We start from the raw sequence: 25,580 nt of genomic DNA on the forward strand, positions 1-25,580 counted from the left end.
GGCGGGGGTTAGGTGGTCGCGTCGGCTGCCATGGGGCCTCTCCTACGCCGCACGCTGGCTCATGCCAGCGCCGACCATGCGTTCGCGAAACGCCTCGATTTCGTCGGCGTCCCAATAGCGACGGTTGCGAATGACAGTTGGCATCGGGAAGCCAAGCGACTTGTCATGAAGCCAGCGCCAGAGAGTCATATCGCTGACACCTCCGAACGTGGCGCGGACATCTTTTGCTAGAAGAAGGCGCTTACTCACGATGTTGTCTCCGTTGCGAAATGTGATGAACGGAAGCTAACGGGGAGTAAGAGCGCTGTAATCTCATTTAACTACCACCACTTCGCTGGAAATTGCCCTCTTTAATTTTCTGCCGCGTCTCGTTTGTAGGCCGCCAGATTGTATCGAGTACGTCGCTGCCCTCGTGTTTGACATCGGCATGTTGCCTCATGGCGTTGTGAACAATGGTCTTGCTGACTCCCAATGTTTCGCAAACTCCAAAGACGGCACCCGCGGACGAATAGCCGTCTCGTCGCAATTGCTCGACTCGCACGGCGATATCGAATGAACGCTGCGCCCTGAATGCGGCGGGTCCTGCGTCGCGGTTTTTATGGTTTTTCCAGATTTTGCCGACCGTCTCGTTGTCGATTTTCGCACCAACGTCCCCGTTGTGGGCACGGTCGGCTATCGATCCAACGGCCTCCGCGAACCGATCGATTTCGGCATTGATCAGCTCAGGAAGCTCAAGACCATACTTTCGAGACAGAAAGAATGCTCGCCATGCCGCCGACGGGTCATGGTCGTTCTTGAAAATTTCCGTCATAAGCTCGATTTCGGTACGCGCAATTTCCTGCGGCAAAAAAAGCTCTGCCATCGTTCAATCCTCCATTCTAAGCCGCACTACGTTCGACTCGCGCGCGGTCGTCAGGCTGGCAACATGATCCGCCCACAAGTTGAGGGCGTGACGCTTCTCAGCGAGAAAATCGTGCCGCTGATAGACGCCAACGATGCCAGCAAAGGTGCCGGACACGTGGTTCATGACCTTTTCCGCGACGGCTACGCCAACGCCAAGCCGTGCCATCCCGGACGCAACCGTCCGCCGTAGATCGTGAATCCGCCAAGGCCCGATCTCAAAAGGATCGTCTCCGCGCTTCACTGCTTCCTCGTGTGCGATGGCCTTCATGAGTTTGTCCAATCGCACCTTGTCGCGAGAAAAGCCCGAGATTGGCGTTTTGCCAGTCGTGGTTAAGACAAGCGGCGAATCTACACGACGTTCGGTGTCGTTGATTGTAATCGTGACTTGGATTCTCGGAAGGGAGCGCAGGATGTCTACGGCGGGAGGGGGCAGGGGGATGACGTGCTCCCTGCCGTTTTTCGACCTCGCTGCGGGCAGCGTCCACATGGGCGCGCTGGCTTCCAAATCGATCTCGGCCCAAGCCATGCCTGCGACCTCATCACGGCGCTGCCCGGTCAGGATCAAGAGCCGATAAAAGGCCCGCCAAATCCAGTCGCACCGGTCCAGCGCAATCCAGAGCAACCGCAGTTCGGCGTCGGAAAGGACATGGTCTCGTGCTTCCTCGACCGCTACCGGCTTGGTTCGCTCAAACGGATTCTCTTCGATCAACGCCTTGTCGATACACCATCCAAAAAACGTCCGGGCGGCGGCCCGAGTGCGGTTTGCTAGCACCGGGGCTCCACGGTTCTTGATCGCTTCGATCAATTTGATGGCGTCAACGCGGCCGATGTCGTCAACGCGCCGCTTCGCCCAGGGACTCAACTCTTTGGACAGGAGCCGTTTGAGTTCCGAGGCGGACTTCATTGCGTCCACCTTGTCGCTATAGTAACGATCAAGAATAAGCGGGACCGTATCATCGCGCCGCCGAGCTTCTTTTTCTTCGGTCTCGATCCGCGCCAACTCAGCTTTGCGGGCGGTCCTTTTCTGGTCTGCTGGGTCTGAACCATCGAAGCGGAGGCGCATTGCGTCGTTTGCCGCGACACGAGCTTCCGCCAAGGAGAGCGCTCCCGCTCCAGTCGCCGGGCCAAGCGTAACCTTCACGCGCGTGCCGTCTGGACGTTCGTAGCGGTAAGCCCAACTTTTTACCCCGGATGGCTGAACAACCAGCCTGAGCCCTGGCTGGCCCAAATCCGCAATTTCGTAGCGAGATGCGCGAGCAGAAGCTTTCGCGACGGCGGCCGCTGTGAGTTTTTGAGGCATCTTGAAGCGTTTTCGGGGTGTGGGCAGGGGTGTGGGTAATTGGTCGTTATGGTGTGTTCGGTTGTGTTAGTAACCTAACCATACGTCTTAGTCATAAGCAACTGAAATAACTGATATTTCATCCATCTTTAGCGATGGATGGTGATGGATAGCGATGGATCGTTTAATCGTGTCGCCTGTCTGTGGAACAGGAGGTCGGTGGTTCGAGCCCACCCAACTGTACCAATACAGTTGAATTGCCCCGCAAGATCAGCAACATATTGATAAGCCAAGTGGATTAGCGCCTCACAAAATACAAAGGCGCGTACAAATGGCATTGCGGATGGTTTCTTTAGGCCGGGCTCCGGACAAGCGGTGGTTCGCTCGCAAGGGTATCCCTTGGGCCCTTCGAGCTGCAGTGTTGCTTCAAGAGAGAGTGGTATCGATTGCGTAGCCGAAGACAGCCGAACTCCCGGCCACGGTGAAGCCTTCGGTTTGAGCGAAGGAGGAGAGGTTTTGCCGTTGTGCTTCTATCCCGAGTCCAGATCGGCCCTGACCCGAAGTACTCACGCGGATGTAGCTGACAATGGGATTGGCAGACATGCCCAAGGCTCTCCAGAACTGCTCTGTATAGAACCTTATCGACCCTATTCCGTTGGACGACGCCCGTTACTTGGCTGGCCTGGCGTTCACTTGCGAGTCTGTTCCTTCGCGAAATTCCACCGTGACCCCTTTCTTCACCATCTGCGCTAGGTGCGCCGCATCCCAATTGGTCAGCCTCACACAGCCGTTGGACTCAGCCTTGCTGATCTTAGAGGGTTCCGAAGTGCCGTGGATACCGTAGCCCCGCTCAGATAGCGCGATCCACGTCGAACCGACGGGATTGTTCGGTCCGGGATTGATGGTGAAGGCGCGGCGTGCTCTCACGCCCTTGAACTTGTAGTCCGGATTGTAGCGGTAGAAAGGGTTGCTACGCACCGCGAGCACCTTCAGCGTCCCGCTCGGCGATGGCTTCTCCTCGCTACCGACGGTCGCAGGGTAAAACGCGACGAGCGCATTGTCTTGGGAGAAAGCCTTGATCGTTTGGAGGTCCTTATTGACCTCAATTCGGGTAACCATCGTGGATGGCTTGGCCTTGAGGACGTTCGCGACCATGAGGGTTGTGCCGGCCTGTGAGAATTCCGCATGCGGGTTAAGCGCCACTAAAAGCGCCTCGCTCATGTGGTGGCGCTCAGCAAGTGCTTCCTTGGCATCGCGATAGGCGAGGCGTTTGAGGCCCTTCATCTCGTCAAGGCCCTTTGGCTGCCGAGGGAGAAAGGGCCCTTTGACATCGTCCTCGGTGACGGTGATCTCGACGAGCAAGGACCCATTCATGTTCGCGGTCAGCCGTTCGAAGACGTCGTGGTTCAGCGTCATCGTCGAAGGTAAGCCGTTGGCCTCCGAATAGGCGCGTAGCGCCTTCTTAACATTCTCGCCGAGCTTTCCGTCGATTTCGCCAGGCGAGAAGCCTGCGCGGTCGAGCAGAATCTGCGTTTTCACCACCAGGGCATCGATGTCGGAATCATCCGGCTGGGCGCCCAGGAATTGTGCGCTCTCTATTGCGATACCGTCCAAGGTTTTCGCATTGGCGGATAACAGGGAAAGCGCAAACGCGCCAAACAGGATCAGTGCACGCACGAGATTAATTGACATGACATATCAAAGCTCAGCGCAGTCGCAAGTTCCCGCGGATTCCGCAAAGGTCGGTCCATCTATCCCTCGTGAAGGGGTCGCCGCAGCACGCTGCGGAGTCGCGTGCGATCGATTGAAGTGCCGCCAATTTGATCTGGCCATATTGGGCAGACTTGCCAGACGAAGACGAGAACAAGGTGGTTGGGCCACAACCCAATTCCCGCGCACTCTGTCTTCAATCATACTGACGGCAGCAGGCCGCGCCGCAATTCGCGGGTGCTTCTGAGGATGGGGAATGAGCAAACACCGCGCCAGAAAGGGCCGCGCTTACGCTGCCGGGGCACGTGACGCGCTGGACAGGCTGCGCGATGAATTGCGCTGGGTGAAACCGTCGCCGTCGATCATGTCGAGCATGGATGTGTTGATCAACCGTACACGCACGAAGTTTCCGATGCCTGAGCCTGATGGAAGGAGAGAGGACAAAACATCGGTCCCATGAATCACTTCGGCGGTTGAAGCTCCGGCGAGTTGATCCGCAACAATCTCGCCTGAGATCAAGTCCCCCGACGCGCGGTCCTGGGAAGCGGCGCGCCGGGGCCGCGCCGGATCGGTATTAAACCGCCAACACGGAAGCCCACCCTAAAACTATCAACGGGCATCACAAGGCAATTCGACGATCATTCGAACCATTCTAGTGCCCGCCGTGCTGTGCGTCCCTGACAATCCAATACGGATCAGGCGGGGGAGGCGCTTCTCTCGTGCGTGACTGCTCCTCGGCGGCCAAGAAGAAGGCCGGCAGAAATGCCGGCCTTTAGAACGGTGATCGCACAATCAGGTGAGGAAGATCGCCATCAACACGACAATGGTAGCTACGGCCGCTGTGGCGGTCGCCCCTACCTTAATGAACGCCTTGTACTGCCGCTCATGAGCCGGATAGTCCATTCCATCCGACGTTGAGTACACAATCTCGCTATGGTCTGACATTTCAAGTCTCCCAAGGCACGTTGAGCTTGCATTGAGAGATTAGCGCAATCTCCACTGTCGTCGATCCTTCGGTGTGTCACGATCATGTGAGGCGTTGGGGTGGAAGGCGGCGTGGCACGGCGCAGTATGCGAGATTAGAACAAACCAGCGATAGAGAATGTTTTGCGCGGGGAGGAGGATCTCCAATGCGCAGAATCTTCTCAGAATTGGATGAACAAGAGAGACAATTTTTGCTGATGGTGACGGATTTCGGCATCGCGGTCTGTGCGGCAAAGCTGATGATCCATTTGATCAGCCTTTTCGTCGCGTGAGGAAGGTGTTCGTCGAAGTCAGCTGTCCTCAGCCGGACCGCCTAGACAATAGTTCGCTGCGATGGCGGTGTGCGCAGGCGCGTTGTTTGGCGCTATGGTCAACCTGGACAGGCTCTGGAGAACTTCGCAGTGCATCCTTCAACGGGATGCCTTGCGGTGACGTTGGCGCAGGAAACGACCCAGCAGCCGACGTTTTCCCTTGCGCGGAATGAGGTCAATATCGCTGACTAGCTTCGCGCCACCCTTACCTCGCTCCAGAACGATCTTTCGAGTATGAAAGGCTTCGAGTTCGACGCGATGAGCCACGCTGACGACGGTGGCATTAGGGAGCTCCTTATTGAGGAGGTCCATCATCTTGTCCTGGCTCTTTGCATCGAGCGCGGATGTTGCTTCGTCCAGCACGACAATATCGGGATTATGCAAGAACAGCCGGGCGAAGGCGAGCCGTTGCTTTTCGCCCCCCGACAGCGTCTGGTCCCAGGGCGCCTCTTCCTCAAGTCGCTCCTTGAGGTGAGCAAGTCCTACTTTGTCCAGTGCAGTGCCAATTTGTTCGGGAGTCCAGTCTTCCGCAGCCGCGGGGTAGGCGGCAGCGCGACGTAACGTGCCAAACGGCACGTACGGCTTTTGCGGGAGCATGAATAACCGTCGATCTGGATGGAAACTGACACTGCCGCCACCCCATGGCCAAAGACCAGCGATAGCACGCACCAGCGTGCTTTTGCCGGTCCCGGACTCGCCCGCCACCAGTACGCGCTCGCCGGCCTCGATGATCACTTCCGCTTCTCCCACCACGGCGGTGCCGTTGTCTAGCGTCACGGACAAGTCGTTAAGGCTGAGCATCGCGTCGTTCTCGGTCTCGCCGCGCTGAATGCGGCCGACGCCGTCGCCACGCTCGGCCCGGTCCAGCCCGTCGATCGACATCATCAGCGACGCAATCCGCCGCGCGCAGGCATTCCAGTCAGCCAGACGGGGATAATTGTCGACAAGCCAGCCGAACGCGCTCTGCACGATGGTGAAGGCCGATGCGGCCTGCATCACATGTCCCAAGGTCATGCTGCCATCGAGGTATTTCGGCGCGCATAGTAACAGCGGGATGACCGGAGCGATCAGGCTCGATCCCTGCGAGACGATGGTGGTGCGCATGTGCTGACCGCAGAGGAGCGCCCATTGCTTGATGACGCTGGCGAACGTTTTGTCGATTCCGCTGCGCTCTTCCTCCTCGCCACCCAACAGGGCGATGCTTTCACCGTTCTCGCGAACGCGCGTCAACGCGTAGCGATATTCGGCTTCGGCCTGGTTTTTACTCTCCGAAACCGCGACGAAGTGACGTCCGATGTAAACCATCGAACTGCTGGTTACTCCGGCATAGATCACCGCCGCCACCACCAGGAAGCCGGGCACGGTAAATGTCGACCCGCCGACTGTCAGGGTCAGAGCGCCACCGATGGTCCAGAGCACGACAATAAAGGTTGCAGCCGAGAGGAAGGCGGATATCACGCCGGACGCGAAATCCACCGGCGCGTCGGTGGCGACTCGCAGATCCTCGGCGATACGATATTCCGGGTTTTCGTGATCGCCGCTGACAAGATTGAGTTGATAGTAGCGGCCGTTGGTTAGCCAACGCGACACCACTGAATCGGTCAGCCACGCGCGCCAGCGGCGCTGGATGCCCATGCGTGCGAACACCTGAAAAACACCGAGCGCCACACTGCCGATCGCGAGCGGGAAGAATACCCCCGTTAAATAATAAACCGTGGCGGAGTCGCGCTTCTCGATGGCGTCAAAGATCGCGCGATTCCAGACGTTGATGGCATATTGAAATGCGACGTTTATAATAATCAAGGCGATCAGGCCGAGAGACAACACCCATGCCAGCTTGCCGCCGTTGACACCCCAAAATCCTTTGGCGCTGATCCAGAATCGCGTGAGCAGATAGTCCCTGCGTGCCTGCTCAATCTCCTCCGGCGAGAGATCCGCGTTCGGTTCCAAGATTTCCGGAGGCGGAGGTTCAACTGCTTGTCCGGTCTCCGCGACAACTTCAAGGATCGGCGGCTTCGGCATTCGCTCACGACCTCGGTTATACGGGTATCGTCAATGTTCTGTGGCGTACCGTGCCCGGTCGGGATGACGCTCAGATGGGGCTGCTCGCAAAAGGAAGCGCACCTGAAAAGCTGCGGTCGTCGCAGCCCATGTGCGCGGCTATGATCTCTTGTTCAGGATTTAGTTTTTCGATCATTAACTAACCTCCCTTGATCGAGGGAGGTTAGCGTCTGGTCAGAAATAGAAAACACCGCTAGAGCGGGATATGGCGGTACCCGGAACGCTAACCCCCCATCAGCGTTCTCCAGACACCGTCTCTTTAGCTCGCCTGCCCGGTGGGCCTTTTTTGATGAAACACGTTCCGTCCACCTGCATTGACTCAACCGGAACGGCGATCTCCTCGCTCCCATCTCGTCTGGGTCTCTCGGATTTCGATTGGTTAGCCTGACCAACAGTCGGCGACACGCATGCGAAGTTTACATGCCGTGGCTTTGAAAGACTTTCTGGCATTTCTGGCTAAGTTTCGCCCGATGCTGCTGAAGACACTGTTGAACGGCCATGTCATCGCCTAGCAACTGTCGGCAAAAGCGTGAGGCGTCTCGGGAGCATGCTTTTTGCTCCTGCGGCGTGCCCATATGTTGCGCGCCCTGAGCAAAACAATATGTGCTTGTAAGCATGAGCGGGACAATCAAAAGCATCCTTCGCATTGTGGGGTCCTCTTTCTCGGCCGTTTGCCCGGCGCCATCCCACAACTCGCGAGCGAAGAGCAGGTTCCACCCGAACTGGTCGGTCGCTGCTTCGTCTACACCCGAACGCGGCCCCGCATCCGCGTATACCGCAACGCAATTCCAGCTCCAAAGATAGTCTTCTCGTAGATGCGCCACCATTGAAAATGGCGGGGACGAAAACATCAAAATCCGCACAAATCAGATCCTGCCTTAAGTAATTAAGAGCGTCGCGCGAGTGGCCAGTCCCTAATGGGCTGGCGCTCGCGTGCTAAAGCGCGGGTCGTGATTCAATCGCACGAACGTGTCTTGCGAGTAAGTCTTTGAATTAAAGATCCGTCCGGTCGGCGTTGTCTGATCTTCTAATCTCGAGAGCGCCTTCCGAATGCTTCAACCGCCTTAGACAACAGGATCTTCACTTCGTTCGGGGCGCGTGTGAAAGGTAAGAAAAATCCCAGCCAGAAGAAAGACAAGCTGAATAGCACGCTCAAGTTCACAATATCCGATTGGTCGGCCCTTCCCAACTGGACGTAGGCAAACGCAAAGTAAAAACAAAACAATACGCCGACGCTTAGAATGAGAAACCTTTTGGGTCGTGGCCTGACGAGCCGGCCAACAAGTTGGCCAGCCTGATATCCCACCATAACTCCAACAGGTGCTAAAAGCCGAAATGCAGAGAGCTCTGGAACAAAAAATCCATAGCTCAGAACAAATCCGATAAGGCCAAATACGCCGGTCAGCATGAGGTTCATTGTTTCTTGAGTGCTCTTGTCTCGTAGAGAATAACAAGTTTTCGCGCTGGCTGACCTGCGAACAGGGATCCTCAAATCCGGCGTGCGTGATTTGCACGATCAACTCGAGGAGTGGCCCGCAATTTCTACCGCGCGGCAGCCTACCATAAGGCTGGGGCCAGTAAACAGCGGTGAGCGGAGTCATTGTTCGTCGTCATAAGCGCGGCTTGTCCCGTAGTCCCTTGAGCGTTTGGAACCATAAGGCCCGCCGCACATTGACAGGCGCCAATGCACGCGGCCCCCAGCGTTCATGGCACGCAGACATAGCCCAGTCTCCTGGAAAAGCGAAAGGAGAGAGAGCCATGACTCATCGGCGCCGTTACAAACAGACCAAGCCTTTTCAGGACCGTCTCTTTGATTTCCTTGCGGAATCGCGACAAAGAGCCGACGAAGCCCCAGACGGCATAGAGCGAGAAAAGATAATCAAGAAAATCGAGAGTGCCAAAACGGCAGCAAGAATCGATGCATGGGCGAACTCGCCAAAAATGCAGCGGCCGAAGTAAAGGCCATCAGACGCGTCGCCGGAGCTGTGATGCGTGACGAGATGCAAAATATCTTCAGAGGCGGTTGACGCCGTGCAGTCCGCTTCAGACCGAACGTTGGAAATCGGACAAAATACGCGATGCACTCCAAAGGAATCGAAGACGCGAAACAACGACCAGCACGCATCCGAACAGTGGATTGTCCGGTTTGCGCTCGGAACACGCGCTAGCTACTAATTCGAGCATTCTCCCGGCTAAACCGGATTTCCACTTAGCCGGGAAAAGTCTTGTCCACTTCGCCGGAAAGGGATTCTAGTATCCCTGCCAGCGCGGCGGTTCTTTCGTGTCAGGCCAGGACTGCGCCTTCGCATACCAGTTATCGACTTGCTTTTTCGCGAAGTCGTCCTGGTACCCGTAGCGCTCCTTCAGTTTCTTTTCGAGTTGCTCGCGATGGCCGGAGATTTCCCAGAGGTCGTCGAAAGTGAATTTACCCCACTGATCTCTGACCTTGTACTTGACCTGATCCCAGTTTTGTTCAATCCGGTCCCAGTCCATAGTTCCCTCCTTCGCGCGATTGCCGCGAAAGGGGAAAACTAAAAAACTCGAACTTCGTTCCGCCGCTGCGAAGGACGAATGGTCGCACATGGACTGCAGCATGGCCGGTTTATCCAAGGAATCCAAGAACAGAGTAGAATAGGGCTGTGCCGCCAATGCCTTGATGGCAACGTGCCGGCGCAAATTCCCGATACCCCGCTGCTGTTGACTTGTCCGGGACCGACTCGAACGGCAATCTATAGCTGTCTGGTTGAATTCGCGGTTTCACGTTCTGCGCTTTGAAAGCGCCGGGATGTCGTCTGTGGTTAATCAGGCTGCATATTTAGGAGACGTTCGCATGGGACAGAAAGCTGGAAGCGGAACATACAGAACGTCTTTCCCGGATCCTGACTCGACCGAATTCACGCACGACGTTGAGGAATACAGTGCGCCTGATTTTCCGGAACGGTTGAGGGATCCTATGCGGGTTGACCTGGCATTGCTGGCGCGGATTGACGCTGCCCAAAAAGCTCATGGGCGGCTCGGCCAGCTCTCCGTCTGGTCGCGTTGGTATGCCTGCCAGGTCGAGGAATTGCGCGGCCGGTGGACGGAACTGTTCGACTTCTACAAAATTACAGCGCGCGCACCGGAGGACGCCTGGATGCAACTAGCGACTTCCCTGGCGCGAGATTTCGTTCCCGGCCTGCTGGTGGACAATGTTTTTCCGACTCAGGATATGCTCGTGGAACAGGCGCGACTGTTTTCCCTGATTACAGAAGTATCGGAAGCCGTGCTCGCCCGGCGCGGTGAGGCGGAAGGCCAGGACGTATCGGAACGAATGGTCCTCGAGCAGGATTTTTTCAACGAGGAGCCGTGGAATGACGACCTGTTTGGCAAGAAACCGGACAGCATCGATACACTCATGGCAAGGTTCTCGCGAGAAAAGGAACGTTTCGCCAGATTGCTCATCGAGCAGTATTGGTCGAAGACGGCGGTCATGTCCTTCTTTGCCGACTCTGGTCTTGAGGTGCCCAAATTCGTCGCGGATCTGCCCGCCTAACGCAATGCCCCTGCGATCCAGCGGGAGGGTCAAAAGGGAGGCTGCACACGCCGGGAACGGGTTAGACAAAACGCGTGCCAATGCGTTGGTGCCGCAGCCTGAAACCGGCAAAATAGGCTACGTCCATCATCCCCGTCGCGGCCGGTTGTCACCCGGCGTGTGCCATTGAGAGAAATGGTACGACTCTTCCGCTGGCTTTTCCATCGCTATGATGCACGCCCCACGAAACGTTGATAGGTGGAACCCGCAACGCTGGAATCGATGACAACGCTCAACAGCCTTGTCGGGTGGGGTTCGAATACGCTCTCAAGCGCGCAGTTTGAAATCTGCGCGCCACCGGTGGCTCCGGCTTTTAGCTGATGTCCCGGGATGCCGCGACGGTTGGGACGGGCAGGCTTTCAAGCAGCGCTCGCAGCGTGGTCAACGTCGATTGATCGGCGACGCCGTCGACCTTTTCAGGCCGGAAGTGGCGCTGAAAAGCTGTGACCACTTCCATGGTCGGGTTATCGAATTTGCCGCTCGCCTTGATGCCGTAACCGTACCGCGCCAGCGATTGCTGTAGCGCGCGGACGTTCTCACCTTCGCTGCCGGTCTTCAGTACGTCGCCGGCCACGATTGGCGCCGGCCGGACCCAATGTCCGACGCCCGAATCGGCCAGCGAATGCCATGGAAATTTTTCGCCAGGATCCTTCTTGCGCGCAGGTGCGACGTCCGAATGGCCGACAATGCGATGAGCCAGGATATCCCTTCGATGAATGATGCCGCGACATAGCGCAATGACAGCGGCGATTTGTCGTAGCGGGAAAGCCGGATAGCCCCAGTCGTGGCCGCGGTTGACGATCTCGATACCGATCGAGCAGGAGTTGATGTCCTCTTCGCCCGCCCATGAGGAGACACCGGCGTGCCAGGCCCGCTTCGCTTCCTGAACGCATTGCACAACGCGACCGTCCTCGAGCACGACGTAGTGTGCGGACACCTCGGTTCCAGACGTGCATAGCCGCGCCAGCGCGCCTTCAACGTCGGGCATCCCGGTATAGTGCAGCACGATCATATCCGGCGGCCGCCCTTTGGCGCGGTCGCCAAAGTTTAAGGATGGCACCGTGTCGGAGACGAGGGATGAGTCAGGGACGAAGGTCGGCATTCCAACGATGGCCTTGGGGATCGGAAGAGGGCGTCGGCGTTTTAAGTCAAGACTGACGGACGCAAACATGCAACGATCCAAAACAGGCATTAGAAATCGCGGAAAACGGGAGCGCGTGCCCGACTTGTCAGCGAATCACTAGGATCATTATCCGGAGGCGTCATGCGGCATGCAATCGAATGCGTGACTCCTTTTCGCTTTTTCCTGTTAACGGCTTTGGCTTTTCCGTTAGCTGTGTGGGTGCTGCACCACCCAGGGCCACCACAGGGAAGGGATAGCTCGATTGCTGTGTAGGCTATCAACGCTTTCTTAACGCTAAACGCCGTTACTAAGTGGTGAAGAGCCGAACCGGCATCGGGACGGCCGAGGTCCCATTTGCGTTCGAAATCCCCATGGCAACCCTTCAAATTCCATGCGGAAGCCCGGGTTTGTCAGCTCATCTCCTTGTGGAGAAGCGATTGGGGGCCGGTCCGAGCGGTTTTACGGTGGTGAGCTGGCTCCAGGACCGGAAAAGGCGGAATTCCGGACGGTCGGAGTCGGATGGGCACACACGCGGCGAGAACGAGACATTTGCGGATGGAGGCCCGATCATGACGGCGCCGCCCATCCGTCATGTGCCTGTGCTCGGCCGCGAGGCTGTTGCCATGCTGGCGCCGCGCGCCGGCGGCATCTACATTGATGCAACGTTCGGCGCCGGAGGCTATTCACGCGCCATTCTAGCAACTGCGGATACCCGCGTGATCGGAATCGATCGCGATCGTACCGCCATTGCTGGCGGCTTCGGTCTGGTGGAGGAGTCCGGCGGCAGGCTGACGCTGGTCGAGGACCGCTTCTCCAATCTCGCCGCGGTCTGCGCGGCGCAGGGCACAGCCGCTGTCGATGGCATCGTCATGGACGTCGGCGTATCCTCGATGCAGCTCGACGAGGCCAATCGAGGCTTCTCCTTTCGTCTCGACGGTCCGCTCGACATGCGCATGAGTGGGCAAGGGCCAACTGCCGCCGACGTGGTGGCGCGCGCGTCCGAGACCGATCTCGCCAATATCATCTACATCTTCGGCGAGGAACGTCGCTCGCGCGCCGTCGCCCGCGCCATCGTCACGGCCCGGCGGCTCGCGCCAATCGCGACCACACGGGCGCTGGCCGATATCGTGTCGAAGGTGGTTCGCGCAAAGCCTCATGAGATTCATCCCGCGACGCGGACGTTCCAGGCTCTGCGGATTTTCGTCAACGAGGAGCTCGACGAACTGATCGCGGCGCTAGCCGCGGCAGAACGCGTACTAAAGCCGGGTGGCCGGCTTGCTGTGGTGTCCTTTCATTCCCTTGAGGACCGTATCGTCAAGAACTTCCTGGTCAGGCGCGGCAAGACGGGTGGCGGTTCGCGCCATCGGCCGGAAATCGAACGGGCGTCACTCAGCTTTGCCATTCTAACGAAACGTCCGCTGACGCCGGGTAAAGAAGAAATGCACGCCAATCCGCGCGCTCGCTCGGCCAGGCTGCGCGCTGCCGAACGCACCGATGCGGCGGCAATCGATGACGGCGCCGAGCGTCCGGCCTGGCCATCGCTTGCAAACGTGATGCGGGGAGGCTGATAGGTGCGGATCATCCATTTCCTCGTCGTCTGCGCGCTTATCTATGCGGCATCGTATGTCTATCGCATCAAGATGGATTCGACCGCCCGTACTGAGCGTGTGTCGCGGCTTCAGGCTCAGGTGCGCGAGCAGCGCGAGGCCATCGCGGTCCTGCGCGCGGAATGGGCAAAGCTCGATGCGCCACGGCGTCTGCAAATTTTGGCCGAACGACATCTGAAATTGAAGCCGATTGAAACCAGACAGTTCGATTCTCTGAAGAACCTGCCGGAGCGACCGCCGAGCCTGGTGCCGCCCGGCACTTCCGATCCGATCGGTGCCATGATCGAGATCATCGATCCCGACGCCGTCACCGGTTCTCTGCCGTTGCAGGAGGCCCCGCAGTGAGTGGTCAAAACAGGCTTCCGTCGGCGTCTTGGAGTCAGCGCGTGATCCGTAACCTGCTCTATGGGCAGAACGTCGATCGCGCCGCCAAGGCGCGGGTGCGCGTCGGCTTCGTCATCATCTTATTCGGGCTGATCTATGCGGTAATCGCAACGCGTCTCGTCATGTTTGCAACATTTCCGGACGACCGGGGAGGGCATCGTGCCGCCTCGCAGGACGCGATCGCCACAGCGCGACCCGATATCATCGATCGTAACGGCCAGGCTCTTGCCACCGACATCAAGGCGCCGAGCTTGTTTGGCGAACCGCGACGCATCATCGACAGGGACGAGGCGGTCGAGTTACTGACGGCGACGCTGCCAGATCTGGAGACCGCCGAGGTTCGACAGCGTCTTGGCACCCGTAAGGGTTTTGTCTGGTTGAAACGCGAAATCACCCCTGCCCAGCAAAAGGACATTCATGGTCTCGGAATTCCTGGGATTGGCTTCCTGCGCGAGAATAAACGCGTCTATCCAAGCGGGCGGGAGGTTGCGCACCTGATCGGGCTCGTCAACATCGATAACCAGGGCATTGCCGGGATGGAGAAGTGGCTCGACAGCAACGGGCTCGCGGACCTGCACCGCGCCGGCTTCGCCACCGACCGCCTGCAGCAGCCGGTGGAATTGTCGATCGACCTGCGTGTCGAGCACGCGTTGCGCGACGAGCTTATGAATGCCAAGGAGCACTATCAAGCCAAGGCCGCCTCGGGTATTGTCTCCAACGTGCGAACCGGTGAGATCGTCGCGATGGTCTCCTTGCCGGACTTCGATCCCAACAATCCGAAAGAGGCGCATGATCCCGATCGTATCAACCGTCTGACAACGGGCGTGTACGAAATGGGATCGACCTTCAAGGCGTTCACGCTGGCGATGGCGCTCGATTCCGGCAAGTACGATCTGAATTCGATGTGGGACGCGCGTGCGCCGTTGCATTTCGGCCGCTTCGCGATTCATGATGACCATCGGCTCGGCCGCTTCATCAATATGAAGGAAGTGTTCACCTACTCATCCAACATCGGCGCGGCGCGGATCGCACTGGCGCAAGGCGTCGAGGCGCACAAGGCGTTCCTGCGCAAGATGGGCCAGATGGATCGCCTGCGTACCGAGTTGCCGGAAAGCGCGTCACCGATTCTGCCGCGCAAGTGGGGCGAGTTGAACACCGTCACCATTGCTTTCGGGCACGGCATGGCGGTGGCTCCGTTGCAGGCGGTGATGGGGATCGATGCGCTGGTCAATGGCGGCTGGTTGATTCCGCCGACATTCCTCAAGCGCACCGAAGAGGAAGCAAGGGCGGTTGCCAAGCGCGTCATCAAGCAGGAAACTAGCGACAAGATGCGCTTCTTGCTGCGCCTGAACGCCGAGATCGGAACCGCAAGGAAGGCCGACGTCAAGGGCTACTATGTCGGCGGCAAGACCGGCACCGCCGAGAAGGTGATCAACGGTCGCTACGCCAAGAAGCGCGTGCTCAATGCCTTCACCGCGATCCTGCCCGCGGACAATCCTCAATACCAGCTTCTTGTGATGCTGGACGAGCCGCAGCCGCTCAAAGAAACCCATGGCTTCATCACCTCGGGATGGAACGCAGTTCCGACCGGGGGCAAGGTCATCGCGCGCATCGCTCCGATCCTGGGCGTGCAACCGCGGTTCGATTTGCCGCCGTCCGAGCGCCTCATTCTTGCGGCATCCCGTGCGACGCAATAGGACGACCGGGCCTTTCCGGCGTCCCGAATTGGAGGTTCGCCTCATTTTCAGCGCGCCACGCAGCAAACTTCGGACTTAAAAAGCACACCGGCAACTTGATATTCGCCGGTGGTACTTTGATGATTCTGACGTTTGCCGGAAACTCGCTGAAATGGGATGTTAGAGTTGAACCACCGGGCTGGGAGAACATGAAACTTCGTGAGCTTTTCGGTGACGACGCCACCATGGACGCGCCGACTGGCGAGCTTGCCGTCACGGGTCTCGCGGTGGATAGCCGCGCGGTGAAGCCCGGAGACCTTTTCTTCGCGCTTGCCGGTACGAAGACAGATGGCGCGCGGTTCATCGATGTCGCGATCGCGTCGGGCGCCGTTGCGGTGGTCGGTGACCACGCGCCCGCGTCCGGGCGCGTTCCGTTCATCGTAACGCCGAATCCGCGGCGCGCGCTGGCGCTGGCCGCCGCTAAATTTTACAAGCAGCAGCCCACGACCATTGCCGCCGTTACCGGGACCAGCGGCAAAACCTCGGTCGCGGCATTCACGCGGCAGATCTGGCAGCGGCTCGGCTATTCGTCGGCGAGCATCGGCACCATCGGCGTGGTCGCACCGTCGCGCACGGTCTACGGCTCTGTGACGACGCCCGATCCGATCGAGTTGCATCGGGAGCTGGATCAGCTCGTGAGCGAAGGCGTGACGCATCTTGCGCTGGAAGCGTCCTCGCATGGTCTTGATCAATATCGACTCGATGGCGTGCGGGTGCGTGCTGCAGGTTTCACCAACCTGTCGCGTGATCACATGGATTATCATCCGACCGTCGCGCACTATCTCGATACGAAGCTGCGGCTGTTCCGCGAGCTGGTCGAGCCGGACGGGGTCGCGGTGATTTCCGCGGATCATGACTGTTCGGTTATCGTGATCGAAGCGGCAAGCGCGCGCAACGTGCCGGTGATGCGTGTCGGCCGTCGCGGCGACGGTGCGCGCATCGGCATTCGTCTGGTCGCGGCCACTATCGAGGGCTTTGCGCAACGGGTGACTCTCGAACATGCCGGACGCGAACGTATCATACGTCTGCCTTTGGTCGGAGAGTTCCAGATCGAGAATGCGCTGGTGTCGGCCGGTCTCGTCATCGGAAGCGGTGGCGACGTGGATGGAGTATTTGCGGCGCTCGAACATCTCGAAGGCGCCAGGGGACGGCTTGAACTAGTCGGTGAGCGCAATGGCGCTCCGGTCTTTGTTGATTACGCCCACAAACCGGATGCGCTGGCAAAGGCGTTGCAGGCGTTGCGGCCCTATGCCAAGCGCAAGCTCGTGGTGGTGTTCGGAGCGGGCGGTGATCGCGATGCAGGCAAGCGTCCGCTGATGGGCGCAATCGCCGCCGATAACGCGGATGTGGTTATCGTGACCGACGATAATCCGCGCAGCGAAAATCCCGCCGCGATCCGCGCCGCGATCCTCGCCACCGCCACGGGTGCCCGCGAGATCGGCGATAGAGCCGAAGCGATCCGTGCTGCGATTGCGGGGCTGCAGCCGGGCGACGCCTTGCTGATTGCCGGCAAGGGGCACGAGACCGGGCAGATCGTGGGTGATCGCGTGCTGCCGTTCAGCGACCACGAGGCGGCTATCGCGGCACTGACATCGAGGCAGATATGAGCGTGCGCGCATTGTGGACTTTGGACGCGATGGTTACGGCGATGCGGGCCGAGAGACGCGGGGCTTTGCCGGCGGTGATTACCGGAATCTCCATCGACAGCCGAACTATCGCGCCGGGCGAGGCCTATTTCGCGATCAAGGGCGACGTGCACGACGGTCACGCTTTTGTCGATGCCGCCTTGAAGGCGGGTGCGGCGCTGGCGGTGGTTGAGGACGCGCAGCGCGATAAATTCGCCGCCGATGCGCCCCTGCTGATCGTCGAGGACGTGCTTGCCGCCTTGTGCAATCTGGCGCGGGCATCGCGCGCGCGACTTTCAGCGCAGGTGATCGCGGTGACGGGATCTGTCGGCAAGACTTCGACCAAGGAGGCGTTGCGGAGCGTCCTTGGCGCGCAGGGCAAGACACACGCCTCGGTGGCTTCGTTCAACAATCACTGGGGCGTACCGCTGACGCTGGCGCGCTGCCCGGCGGATGTGCGTTTCGCCATCTTCGAGATCGGGATGAATCACGCTGGCGAGATCGAGCCGCTGGTGAAGATGGTGCGGCCGCATGTTGCGGTCATCACCACGGTCGAGCCGGTGCATCTCGAGTTCTTCTCCGGCATAGAGGGGATCGCCGACGCCAAGGCGGAAATTTTCGAAGGCGTCGAGCCGCGCGGAGCCGTCGTGCTCAATCGGGACAACGCTCAGTTCGCGCGGCTGCAAAGACGTGCAAAGAAACTCGGCATCGCGAAGATCGTCTCGTTCGGCTCGGACGAGAAGGCCGACGCGCGCCTGCTCGACGTGGCGCTGCATCCGGCGTGCTCCGCCGTGCACGCCAAAATTCTCGGCCATGAGCTGACCTATAAGCTCGGCATGCCCGGCCGTCACATGGCGATGAATTCGCTGGCGGTGCTGGCGGCGACGTCACTGGCGGGCGCCGATCTTGCGCTTGCGGGGCTTGCGCTGTCGCAAGCGCAGCCGGCCGCGGGGCGCGGCGTGCGCCATGCGCTGACCGTGCTGGGCGGGGAGGCGACCCTGATTGACGAAAGCTATAACGCCAATCCTGCTTCGATGGCTGCGGCGCTGGGCGTACTTGGCGGGACCAGGGTCGGGACGCAGGGTCGCCGCATCGCCGTGCTGGGCGATATGCTGGAGCTCGGTCCCAAAAGTGCGGACCTGCATCGTGGCCTGACCGAGGCGATCAATGCCAATGCGGTCGACATGATTTTTTGCTGCGGCCCTCTGATGCGCAATCTGTGGGACGCGCTTTCCTCCGGCAAGCGGGGCGGTTATGCAGAGGACTCGGCCGCGCTCGAATCGCAGGTGGTGGCGGCGATCCGCGCCGGCGACGTCATCATGGTCAAGGGCTCGCTCGGATCGCGAATGAAATTGATTATAACGGCGCTTGAAAAGCGGTTTCCCGACAACGCCGCGCACGACGGAGTCGCGGTTTAGGGTTTCATAAAATGTTTTACTGGCTGATCGATCTTTCTAACACGGTTCCGGGGCTCGGCATTTTCAAGCCGCTGCTGAACGTCTTCCGCTACATCACCTTCCGCACCGGCGGCGCGATGGTGACAGGCGCGTTGTTCGTGTTTCTGTTCGGCCCCTGGATCATCGACAATCTTCGCCTGCGTCAGGGCAAGGGACAGCCGATCCGCACCGACGGGCCGCAGTCGCACCTCGTCAGCAAGAAGGGCACGCCGACCATGGGCGGCCTGATGATCCTGTCGGGACTTGTCGTGTCGACCGTGCTGTGGGCCAATCCCCTCAATCCGTATGTCTGGATCGTGCTCGCGGTGACGCTCGGTTTCGGCTTCATCGGCTTCTATGACGACTACCTGAAGGTGACGAAGCAGACCCACGCCGGATTCTCCGGGCGCACCCGCCTGCTGCTCGAACTGTTGATCGCGCTGGCCGCGTGCTATGCGCTGACGCGGCTCGGCCGCGAGCCGTTCTCGACGGCGCTGGTGATCCCGTTCTTCAAGGACGTGGCGCTGGACCTCGGCTGGTTCTTTCTCGCCTTTGGTGCCTTCATCATCGTCGGAGCCGGCAACGCGGTGAATCTCACCGACGGCCTCGACGGTCTCGCCATCGTGCCGGTCATGATCGCGGCGGCGAGTTTCGCCATGATCGCCTATCTCGCCGGCAATGCGGTCTTCGCCGACTATCTTCAGATCAACTACATCGCGGGGGCGGGCGAATTGGCAGTGCTGTGCGGGGCGGTGCTCGGGGCCGGCCTCGGCTTCCTTTGGTTCAACGCCCCGCCGGCTTCAATCTTCATGGGTGATACCGGTTCGCTGGCGCTGGGCGGCATGCTCGGCTCGATCGCAGTGGCGGTGAAGCATGAGATCGTGCTGGCCGTGATTGGCGGCCTGTTCGTGCTGGAAGCGGTGTCGGTGATCGTTCAGGTCACGTCGTTCAAGCTCACCGGCAAGCGCATTTTCAAAATGGCGCCGATCCACCATCACTTCGAACAACTCGGCTGGACCGAGCCGCAGATCGTGATCCGGTTCTGGATCATCTCGGTGATGTTGGCGCTTGCCGGCCTTTCGACGCTGAAGCTGCGGTGACTCGTCGTCATGGCCGGGCTTGTCCCGGCCATCCACGTCTTAAGCGAATCGTTCCAGTTCGGATTGTTTATTATGATTTTTCGAATCTTCCAGGCGCGAGGCCGGTGCTTGATGCTTCGGTCCGTGCTGCTTGGTCCAATCATCAAAGACGTGGATGGCCGGGACAAGCCCGGCCATGACGGCCACAACCTCGCCGGTTTATCCACATGATCCCCGTCACCTCCTTTGCCGGCAAGACGGTCGCGGCGTTTGGCCTCGGCGGCTCGGGTCTTGCAAGCTGCCACGCGCTGAAGGCCGGCGGCGCTGAAGTGATTGCGAGCGACGACAACGTCGACAATCTTGCGAAGGCGGCGCAGGCTGGTTTCATCACCGCGGATCTGCGAAACGTATTGTGGACGAATTTCGCCGCGCTGGTACTTGCGCCCGGCGTGCCGTTGACCCATCCGGCGCCGCACTGGAGCGTGCTTGCGGCGCGACAGGCGGGTGTCGAGGTGATCGGCGACATCGAACTGTTCTGCCGCGAGCGGAAGCGTCATGCCCCCGACGCGCCCTTCGTCGCCATCACCGGCACCAACGGCAAATCCACCACCACAGCGCTGGTCGCGCATCTGATGCGCGAGGCCGGACACGATGTGCAGATGGGCGGCAACATCGGCACCGCGATCCTGTCGCTGGAGCCTCCGCGCAGAGGACGCGTGCATGTGATCGAGATGTCGTCGTACCAGATCGACCTCGCCCCCTCGCTCGATCCGACCGTCGGCATTCTGCTCAATGTCAGTCCCGATCATCTCGATCGTCACGGCAGCATCGAACACTATGCGGAGGTGAAGGAGCGACTCATCGCCGGTGTGCAGCCGCAGGGCACAGCGGTCGTCGGTGTTGACGATCGCTGGTGTGGAGCAGTCGCCGACCGTCAGGAGCAGGCCGGCCGCAACGTCGTGCGGGTGTCGGTGAAGCGGCCGCTGGCGTACGGTATCAGCGTCGAACAGGATAGGATCGTTCTCGCGTCTGGTGGTGCGCGCAGCGAAATCGCTGACATTGGTGGAATCGGGTCGCTGCGCGGGAGGCACAACACGCAGAATGCAGCGTGCGCTTCGGCGGCGGCGCTGGCGCTCGGGGTTAGCCGGGAGATTCTGCAGCAGGATTTACGCAGTTTCCCCGGTCTCGCGCATCGCATGGAGCAGGTGGGGTACAAGGCTCACGTGCTGTTCGTCAACGACTCCAAGGGCACCAACGCCGACGCCACCGAGAAAGCGTTGTCGTCCTTCACCAATATCTTCTGGATCGCCGGGGGCAAACCGAAGAGCGGCGGCATCGCCTCGCTCGACGCGTTCTTTCCGCGCATCCGGAAAGCCTATCTGATCGGAGAAGCGGCACAGGAGTTCGCCGCGACGCTGGAAGGCAAGGCGGCTTACGAGATCAGCACGACGCTGGAGGCCGCAGTACCTGCTGCGGCGCGTGATGCCGAAGCCTCCGGCCTTGCGGACGCCGTGGTGCTGTTGTCGCCGGCCTGTGCTTCATTCGATCAGTTCCGCAATTTCGAAATTCGTGGTGATCGTTTCCGCGAGCTGGTTCGGGCGTTACCGGGCGTCACACCCGTCGTGTAGCTCGTCCACCGCAAATATGGCCTCTTGCCGGGACCTGATCCGGACATCCATCGAACTTCGTGAATTTGCAAAGAGGATGGGTTGCCCCTTTGCGCGAAGACGTGCTTTGCGCTTTTGGCGAGCGATGACGAAGATATAGCAACAGCCTTAACTCTCCGGTAACCACGATGAGGGACCAATGGGTTATCTCCGCCCGCAGGACCCGCCATGATTTCACGCGAACAACGCACACCGCTCTCGGAATGGTGGTGGACCGTGGATCGGTTGCTGCTGGCGGGTATGGTGCTTCTGATGCTCACCGGTGTGGTGCTGTCGCTGGCGGCGAGCCCGTCGGTGGCGACCCGGATCGGCCTTGATCCATTTCACTTCTTTCATCGTCATGTGCTGTTTCTGCTGCCGTCGATCGTCGTGATGGTCGGCGTGTCGTTTCTGTCTCCGCGTCAGATCCGCCGCTCGGCGCTGATCGTGTTCGCGCTTAGCGTGGTGTTGATCGTCGCCACGCTCGGATTCGGTCCGGAGGTCAAGGGCGCGAAACGCTGGATCACGATCCTCGGTGTCAACATCCAGGCTTCGGAATCCGCGAAGCCCGCTTTCGTCGTGCTGGCGGCCTGGCTGTTTTCGGAATCCGCGCGCAAGCCCGAGATGCCGGCGACTTCGATGGCGCTGACACTGCTGCTGGGACTCGTCACACTGCTGGTGATGGAGCCGGACTTCGGCCAGACCATGCTGATCCTGATGGTATGGGGCGCGCTGTTCTTCATCGCAGGCATGCGCATCGTCTGGGTATTCGGTCTCGCAGGCGCGGCGATCGCCGGCTTGTTCGCCGCCTACATGATGGTGCCGCACGTCGCGCTCCGCATCCGGCGCTTCATGGATCCGGCCTCCGGCGATACCTTCCAGGTCGACACAGCGATGGACGCTTTCGCCAACGGTGGATGGTTCGGGCTCGGCCCCGGCGAGGGTATCGCCAAGCGGAGTCTTCCGGACAGTCACACCGATTTCGTGTTCGCGGTCGGCGCCGAGGAATTCGGCATCATCATGTGCCTCGGACTGCTGGCGCTGTTCACCTTCATCGTCATGCGCACACTGTCGCGCGCTTATGTATCGGAGGATCTGTTCTCGCGTTTTGCCGCGTCCGGGCTCGCGATCATGTTCGGCGTGCAGGCCGCCATCAATATGGCGGTCAACCTGCATCTGATTCCGGCCAAAGGCATGACGCTGCCGTTCATTTCCTATGGCGGCTCGTCGATGATCTCGCTCGCCTACGGCGTCGGCTTGATGCTGGCGCTGACACGCGAACGGCCGCGCACGGAAATGGAATCAATAAACGCCACTGCCGCCGCGAGTTATGCGTGACCTGGTCCTGCTGAAGCAACTTCGTCATTGCTTCGCTACGCTCGCAATGACGTTCGGAACGCAAATCTCATGACCACCACGCCTCTCATCCTGCTCGCCGCTGGCGGAACCGGGGGACACCTGTTTCCCGCCGAGGCGCTAGGCGTCGAGCTGATGAAGCGCGGCTTGCGCGTGCGGCTGGTGACGGATGCGCGTGCGCTGCGTTATAGTGGGCTGTTCTCGAAAGACATGACCGACGTGGTCCCGAGCGAGACGGTGCGCGGCCGCTCGCCGCTGGCGCTGGCGCGCACCGGCCTGATGCTCGCGATCGGGACTGTCGTCGCGCTCAACCTGATGCGTCGCCTGAAACCGGCCGCCGTTATCGGATTTGGCGGCTATCCGACCTTGCCGCCGCTGATCGCGGCGCAACTCAAGGGCATTCCGACGCTGATCCATGATTCCAACGCGGTCATGGGCCGCGCTAACAGCTTTCTGTCCAAGCGCGTCAGCGCCATCGCCACCTCGTTGCCGGGCGTGCTCGACAAGGAGCCGTCGCTGATCGGCAAGACCACGACGACCGGAACGCCGATGCGGCCTGCGATTCTCGCTGCCGCCATGGTGCCGTTCGCCGCACCAGGCTCGAACGATCCTTTGCGCGTTCTTGTGGTTGGCGGTAGCCAGGGTGCGCGCGTCATGAGCGACATCGTGCCGGATACAATTGAGAGACTCGAACCGGCGCTACGGCAGCGATTGATATTGACCCAGCAGGTGCGCGACGAAGATGTGGCGCGGGTGCGCCTGGTCTATGACCGGCTGAAGATCGAAGCGGAGCTTGCGCCGTTCTTTGCCGACCTCCCGGCGCGGCTGGCGTCGAGTCATATCGTCGTATCACGCTCGGGGGCGGGTACGGTGGCTGAACTCGGTGCGATTGGGCGCCCCTCCATTCTTGTACCGCTGCCCGGCGCGATCGATCAGGACCAGTTCGCCAATGCCGGTGTGCTCGCTGATGCCGGGGGCGCGATTCGCATCGTGCAGTCCGACTTCACTCCAGACCGGCTCGCGGCGGAATTGTCCGCGCTCGCGGAGGAACCGTCGCGACTCGCGGCCATGGCGGCGGCGGCGCGCAAGGTAGGCCGCCTCGACGCAGCCGAACGGCTGGCGGATCTGGTGATGAAGGTGGCGCGACTTGATTCGCCGGCGTGACGGCTTGACATTTGCCACTATGGCCGGACTTGTTCCGGCCATCCGCGTTTTGCATGAATCGGTTCGAAAGCAAGACGTGGATACCCGTGATAAAGCCATGTGCCGGCGAGTGCCGGGTTAGCGGGCATCAGGACTTTTGCGAGAAGACGACCCATGAGATTGCCGCGCGAAATCGGCCCTATCCACTTCATCGGCATCGGCGGCATCGGCATGAGCGGCATCGCCGAGGTACTGTGCAACCTTAGCTACACGGTGCAGGGTTCGGACGCTTCCGAAGGCGCTAATGTGGTGCGTCTCCGTGAGAAAGGCGTCAAGGTCACGGTCGGCCATAAGGCCGAGAACGTAAACGGCGCTGACGTGCTGGTCGTTTCGACCGCGATCAAGCGCGACAATCCCGAGCTGATGGCGGCGCGCGCGCAGCGCATTCCGGTCGTGCGCCGCGCCGAGATGCTCGCGGAACTCATGCGGCTGAAAAGCTGCGTCGCCATCGCCGGCACTCACGGCAAGACGACGACGACATCAATGGTTGCGGCGCTGCTCGACGCAGGCGATTTCGATCCCACTGTCATCAACGGCGGGATCATCAACGCCTACGGCACCAACGCGCGGCTGGGGGCCGGCGAGTGGATGGTTGTGGAGGCCGACGAGAGCGACGGTACCTTTTTGAAACTGCCGACCGACGTTGCTGTCGTCACCAACGTCGATCCCGAGCATCTTGATCACTTCAAGACCTTCGATGCCGTCCAGGATGCATTCCGCTCGTTCGTGGAGAACGTGCCGTTCTACGGCTTTGCGGTGATGTGCATCGATCATCCGGTCGTGCAGAGCATGGTCGGCAAGATCGAGGACCGCCGCATCATTACCTACGGCGAAAATCCGCAAGCAGACGCGCGGCTGATCGATCTCGCACCGAACGGCGGCGGCTCGCATTTCAAGGTGGTGTTCCGCAATCGCAAGACCGATGCCGCCCACGAGATTTCCGATCTGGTGCTGCCGATGCCGGGCCGCCACAACGCGCTCAACGCCACAGCGGCAATCGCGGTGGCGCACGAACTCGGCATTCCCGACGCGACAATCCGCAGCGCTATCGCAGGGTTCGGCGGCGTCAAGCGTCGCTTTACCAAGACCGGCGAGTGGAACGGCGTCACCATCATCGACGACTACGGTCATCATCCGGTCGAGATCGCAGCGGTGCTGAAGGCGGCGCGCGAGTCCACCGGCGGCAGGGTCATCGCCGTGGTGCAGCCGCATCGCTATACGCGGTTACAAGCGCTGTTTGAGGAATTCTGCACCTGCTTTAACGACGCCGATACGGTTGTCGTCGCGGACGTCTATCCGGCGGGCGAGGCACCGATCGCGGGCATCGACCGCGATCACTTCGTGCTCGGCCTGCGTGCCCACGGCCACCGCGAGGTGGTACCGCTGCAGGAGTCCGCGGCGCTCGCGGGTGTTATTGCAGGCCTCGCGAAGCAGGATGACTATGTCGTGTGTCTCGGCGCCGGCAACATCACGCAATGGGCTTATGCGCTACCCGGTGAACTCAAGGCGCTGGGATGATGCAACAGGCGCGAAGTTTATGTTCGTCATGGCCGGGCTTGTCCCGGC

The 25,580-nt window shown here is 60.1% G+C and carries 24 protein-coding genes; 13 read left to right on the forward strand and 11 right to left on the reverse strand.

All coding sequences use genetic code 11. From position 1 onward, the window contains the following. Nucleotides 1-42: 42 nt before the first annotated feature. From AC1RT6_RS16390 to AC1RT6_RS16405, 4 genes are all read right to left on the reverse strand, one after another. The gene (locus AC1RT6_RS16390) at nt 43-249 is read right to left on the reverse strand and encodes a hypothetical protein (protein ID WP_472789283.1); all 207 of its coding nucleotides are present in this window, start codon (nt 247-249) and stop codon (nt 43-45) included. A gap of 67 nt (nt 250-316) precedes the next feature. Beyond that, nucleotides 317-862, reverse strand: coding sequence for a hypothetical protein (locus AC1RT6_RS16395; RefSeq protein WP_472789285.1), 546 nt, complete (start codon nt 860-862; stop codon nt 317-319). Between the two features lie 3 nt (nt 863-865). Continuing rightward, entirely contained in the window at nt 866-2,203 is a 1,338-nt protein-coding gene (locus AC1RT6_RS16400; protein ID WP_472789287.1) for a tyrosine-type recombinase/integrase, read from the reverse strand. Between the two features lie 648 nt (nt 2,204-2,851). Further along, complete coding sequence (locus AC1RT6_RS16405) at nt 2,852-3,874, reverse strand: L,D-transpeptidase family protein (protein WP_079446092.1); 1,023 nt, start codon at nt 3,872-3,874, stop codon at nt 2,852-2,854. Nucleotides 3,875-4,148: 274 nt separating this feature from the next. On the opposite strand from AC1RT6_RS16405, the gene AC1RT6_RS16410 reads away from it, so the two are divergent. Next, nucleotides 4,149-4,352: a hypothetical protein gene (locus AC1RT6_RS16410; RefSeq protein WP_158081506.1), complete on the forward strand. Its 204-nt coding sequence runs from the start codon at nt 4,149-4,151 to the stop codon at nt 4,350-4,352. Between the two features lie 332 nt (nt 4,353-4,684). Here the strand turns inward: AC1RT6_RS16410 and AC1RT6_RS16415 are convergent, their stop codons facing one another. Next, complete coding sequence (locus AC1RT6_RS16415) at nt 4,685-4,837, reverse strand: aa3-type cytochrome c oxidase subunit IV (RefSeq protein WP_079446094.1); 153 nt, start codon at nt 4,835-4,837, stop codon at nt 4,685-4,687. A 185-nt stretch (nt 4,838-5,022) separates the two neighbouring features. On the opposite strand from AC1RT6_RS16415, the gene AC1RT6_RS16420 reads away from it, so the two are divergent. Further along, entirely contained in the window at nt 5,023-5,148 is a 126-nt protein-coding gene (locus tag AC1RT6_RS16420) for a hypothetical protein (RefSeq protein WP_274533947.1), read from the forward strand. Between the two features lie 138 nt (nt 5,149-5,286). Here the strand turns inward: AC1RT6_RS16420 and AC1RT6_RS16425 are convergent, their stop codons facing one another. The 4 genes from AC1RT6_RS16425 to AC1RT6_RS16440 all read right to left on the reverse strand — a co-directional run bounded on the left by AC1RT6_RS16425 (nt 5,287) and on the right by AC1RT6_RS16440 (nt 9,741). Continuing rightward, a complete protein-coding gene (locus AC1RT6_RS16425) occupies nt 5,287-7,209 on the reverse strand; it encodes an ABC transporter ATP-binding protein/permease (protein WP_079446095.1) in 1,923 nt (640 codons plus the stop codon). 455 nt (nt 7,210-7,664) lie between these two features. Then, nucleotides 7,665-7,886 carry a hypothetical protein gene (locus tag AC1RT6_RS16430; protein ID WP_420799271.1) on the reverse strand — a complete coding sequence of 74 codons (222 nt, stop codon included), beginning with the start codon at nt 7,884-7,886 and terminating at the stop codon, nt 7,665-7,667. Nucleotides 7,887-8,275: 389 nt separating this feature from the next. Then, a complete protein-coding gene (locus tag AC1RT6_RS16435) occupies nt 8,276-8,665 on the reverse strand; it encodes a hypothetical protein (protein ID WP_079446096.1) in 390 nt (129 codons plus the stop codon). Nucleotides 8,666-9,498: 833 nt separating this feature from the next. Further along, a complete protein-coding gene (locus tag AC1RT6_RS16440; protein WP_079446179.1) occupies nt 9,499-9,741 on the reverse strand; it encodes a CsbD family protein in 243 nt (80 codons plus the stop codon). A gap of 478 nt (nt 9,742-10,219) precedes the next feature. On the opposite strand from AC1RT6_RS16440, the gene AC1RT6_RS16445 reads away from it, so the two are divergent. Continuing rightward, a complete protein-coding gene (locus AC1RT6_RS16445; RefSeq protein WP_244553434.1) occupies nt 10,220-10,780 on the forward strand; it encodes a hypothetical protein in 561 nt (186 codons plus the stop codon). Between the two features lie 352 nt (nt 10,781-11,132). Here the strand turns inward: AC1RT6_RS16445 and AC1RT6_RS16450 are convergent, their stop codons facing one another. Next, nucleotides 11,133-11,990, reverse strand: a complete 858-nt coding sequence (locus AC1RT6_RS16450) for an N-acetylmuramoyl-L-alanine amidase (protein WP_079446099.1) — start codon at nt 11,988-11,990, stop codon at nt 11,133-11,135. 521 nt (nt 11,991-12,511) lie between these two features. On the opposite strand from AC1RT6_RS16450, the gene rsmH reads away from it, so the two are divergent. The 6 genes from rsmH to mraY all read left to right on the forward strand — a co-directional run bounded on the left by rsmH (nt 12,512) and on the right by mraY (nt 19,830). Continuing rightward, on the forward strand, nt 12,512-13,510 hold the full coding sequence (gene rsmH, locus AC1RT6_RS16455) for a 16S rRNA (cytosine(1402)-N(4))-methyltransferase RsmH (RefSeq protein ID WP_472789294.1): 999 nt from the start codon (nt 12,512-12,514) through the stop codon (nt 13,508-13,510). A 3-nt stretch (nt 13,511-13,513) separates the two neighbouring features. Continuing rightward, nucleotides 13,514-13,894: a cell division protein FtsL gene (gene ftsL / locus AC1RT6_RS16460; protein WP_079446100.1), complete on the forward strand. Its 381-nt coding sequence runs from the start codon at nt 13,514-13,516 to the stop codon at nt 13,892-13,894. Next, entirely contained in the window at nt 13,891-15,630 is a 1,740-nt protein-coding gene (locus tag AC1RT6_RS16465; RefSeq protein WP_079446101.1) for a peptidoglycan D,D-transpeptidase FtsI family protein, read from the forward strand. The genes ftsL and AC1RT6_RS16465 overlap by 4 nt, the downstream gene beginning before the upstream one ends. A gap of 188 nt (nt 15,631-15,818) precedes the next feature. Next, nucleotides 15,819-17,276, forward strand: a complete 1,458-nt coding sequence (locus AC1RT6_RS16470) for a UDP-N-acetylmuramoyl-L-alanyl-D-glutamate--2,6-diaminopimelate ligase (RefSeq protein ID WP_079446181.1) — start codon at nt 15,819-15,821, stop codon at nt 17,274-17,276. Further along, a complete protein-coding gene (locus AC1RT6_RS16475; RefSeq protein WP_079446102.1) occupies nt 17,273-18,712 on the forward strand; it encodes a UDP-N-acetylmuramoylalanyl-D-glutamyl-2,6-diaminopimelate--D-alanyl-D-alanine ligase in 1,440 nt (479 codons plus the stop codon). The genes AC1RT6_RS16470 and AC1RT6_RS16475 overlap by 4 nt, the downstream gene beginning before the upstream one ends. Before the next feature lie 11 nt (nt 18,713-18,723). Then, a complete protein-coding gene (mraY, locus tag AC1RT6_RS16480; RefSeq protein ID WP_079446103.1) occupies nt 18,724-19,830 on the forward strand; it encodes a phospho-N-acetylmuramoyl-pentapeptide-transferase in 1,107 nt (368 codons plus the stop codon). A gap of 39 nt (nt 19,831-19,869) precedes the next feature. Here the strand turns inward: mraY and AC1RT6_RS16485 are convergent, their stop codons facing one another. After that, the gene (locus tag AC1RT6_RS16485) at nt 19,870-20,007 is read right to left on the reverse strand and encodes a hypothetical protein (protein ID WP_493029544.1); all 138 of its coding nucleotides are present in this window, start codon (nt 20,005-20,007) and stop codon (nt 19,870-19,872) included. A gap of 29 nt (nt 20,008-20,036) precedes the next feature. Here AC1RT6_RS16485 and murD point away from each other — a divergent pair, with 29 nt between their 5' ends. The 4 genes from murD to murC all read left to right on the forward strand — a co-directional run bounded on the left by murD (nt 20,037) and on the right by murC (nt 25,532). Then, a complete protein-coding gene (murD, locus tag AC1RT6_RS16490) occupies nt 20,037-21,437 on the forward strand; it encodes a UDP-N-acetylmuramoyl-L-alanine--D-glutamate ligase (protein WP_079446105.1) in 1,401 nt (466 codons plus the stop codon). Between the two features lie 207 nt (nt 21,438-21,644). After that, a complete protein-coding gene (gene ftsW, locus AC1RT6_RS16495; protein ID WP_472789300.1) occupies nt 21,645-22,793 on the forward strand; it encodes a putative lipid II flippase FtsW in 1,149 nt (382 codons plus the stop codon). A 69-nt stretch (nt 22,794-22,862) separates the two neighbouring features. Beyond that, nucleotides 22,863-23,975, forward strand: coding sequence for an undecaprenyldiphospho-muramoylpentapeptide beta-N-acetylglucosaminyltransferase (murG, locus tag AC1RT6_RS16500; protein ID WP_079446107.1), 1,113 nt, complete (start codon nt 22,863-22,865; stop codon nt 23,973-23,975). Between the two features lie 153 nt (nt 23,976-24,128). Further along, nucleotides 24,129-25,532 (forward strand): UDP-N-acetylmuramate--L-alanine ligase, encoded by a 1,404-nt coding sequence (gene murC / locus AC1RT6_RS16505; RefSeq protein WP_472789302.1) that lies wholly within the window; start codon nt 24,129-24,131, stop codon nt 25,530-25,532. Nucleotides 25,533-25,580 lie beyond the last annotated feature (48 nt).

This window comes from Nitrobacter sp. MLSD-S21, assembly GCF_058809865.1.